The organism is Nocardia sp. NPDC003345 (assembly GCF_053589395.1).
Map to the genome: position 1 here is coordinate 1 of NZ_JBSFRU010000574.1, position 1750 is coordinate 1750.

Sequence of the window (1750 nt, forward strand, 5' to 3'; positions counted from 1 at the left end):
GGACAACCCGTCCGTCTCCCATCCGGACAGTCGCTGCCCGAAATCAGCGCCGTTGCCCATCGCCACATGTCCGGTGTTCCCGGGTTCCCCCGGCGTACGGCTCCATCGGGAAACATCCTGGTCGCGCCACCGATGAACGATATGACGCAGATAACACCAAATACCCGGCGGTAACCGTCCACCGGTTACGACCGCAACCAGCAGGAGTGAAATCGTGTCCTCTGTGACTGACGCACCGAATGCCACCGCCAGCAAAGATGAGGCCGCAAACCTCTCGGCGATCACTCACGAGGAGATCTTCGCGGGTCACCTCGGCGGCAAGCTCTCGGTAGAGCTCAGCGCGCCGCTGGAGACCCAGCGCGACCTATCCATCGCCTACACCCCCGGCGTGGCGCAGGTGAGCCGTGCCATCGCGGAGGACGAGAAGCTCGCCAAGCGCTACACCTGGACCGACCGGCTCGTGGTCGTGGTCAGTGACGGGTCCGCGGTGCTCGGCCTGGGCGATATCGGCCCGCGTGCCTCGCTGCCGGTGATGGAAGGCAAATCGGCGCTGTTCAAGAAATTCGCCGGGCTCGACTCCATTCCGATCGTGCTGGACACCAAAGATGTCGACGAGATCGTCGAAACCCTGATCCGGCTGCGGCCGAGCTTCGGCGCGGTGAACCTCGAGGACATCTCCGCCCCGCGCTGCTTCGAAATCGAGAAGCGGGTCGTGGAAGCGCTCGACTGCCCCGTGATGCACGACGACCAGCACGGCACCGCCATCGTGGTGCTGGCCGCGCTCAACGGCGCCGCCCAGGTCCAGGGCCGGGCCACCTCCGGTCTGAAAGTCGTCGTCTCCGGCGCCGGCGCCGCCGGAGTCGCCTGCACGAACATCCTGCTCGCCGCGGGCGTCGCCGATGTCACGGTGCTGGACTCCAAGGGCATCGTCAGCCGCGAGCGCACCGACCTGAACGCGGTGAAGGCGGAGTTGGCCCAGCGCACCAACCCGCGCGGCCTCACGGGTACCGCGGCCGACGCGCTCGCCGGAGCCGATGTGTTCCTGGGGCTGTCCGCCGGCACCATCGGCGAAGAACTCATCGCCTCGATGGCCCCCGAGTCCATCGTGTTCGCCATGTCCAACCCCGACCCGGAAATCCACCCCGACGTCGCCCGCAAGTACGCCGGAATCGTCGCCACCGGGCGGAGCGACTTCCCGAACCAGATCAACAACGTGCTCGCCTTCCCCGGCGTCTTCAAAGGCGCCCTCGACGCGGGCGCGCGCCGCATCACCGAGGGCATGAAGATCGCGGCGGCCGACGCCATCCTCGGCGTGGTCGCCGATGAACTCGCCGTCGACAAGATCGTCCCCAGCCCGCTGGACCCCCGCGTCGCCCCCGCGGTCGCGGACGCCGTCGCCGCCGCCGCTCGCGCGGAAGGCGTCGCCTGATAAAACGTTCCGCCTTACCCGGGCGGTAACCCCAGCTACAGCACCCGGCCGCCACCCTGGGCCGGGTGCTGTGGTGTTGGAGCGGCTCCGCCGAGTTGGTTGGGTGGACCTTCGTGAGAGTGAGTCGGGGGTGGCGCCTCGTGGAGGCGGTTTGGATCAGCGCCTTCGCGAAGGGGCGGGAGGTGTTTGGATCGACCCCGCCGTGAAGGTGGGTTGGGGGGTGCCCCTACGCGAAGGTGAGTCCGGATGTGCCCTTCCGCGAAGGGTGGGGCTGTAATTTTGGAGCGGCTCCGCCGCTCGAGGGTGGGGCCCTATTAACCC

Annotated in this window: 1 protein-coding gene; it reads left to right on the forward strand. The window is 67.9% G+C overall.

The window, feature by feature from the left end:
* Positions 1–223 precede the first annotated feature (223 nt).
* Positions 224–1429: an NAD(P)-dependent malic enzyme gene (locus ACWDU1_RS32095; RefSeq protein ID WP_450004173.1), complete on the forward strand. Its 1206-nt coding sequence runs from the start codon at positions 224–226 to the stop codon at positions 1427–1429.
* Positions 1430–1750: the final 321 nt, after the last annotated feature.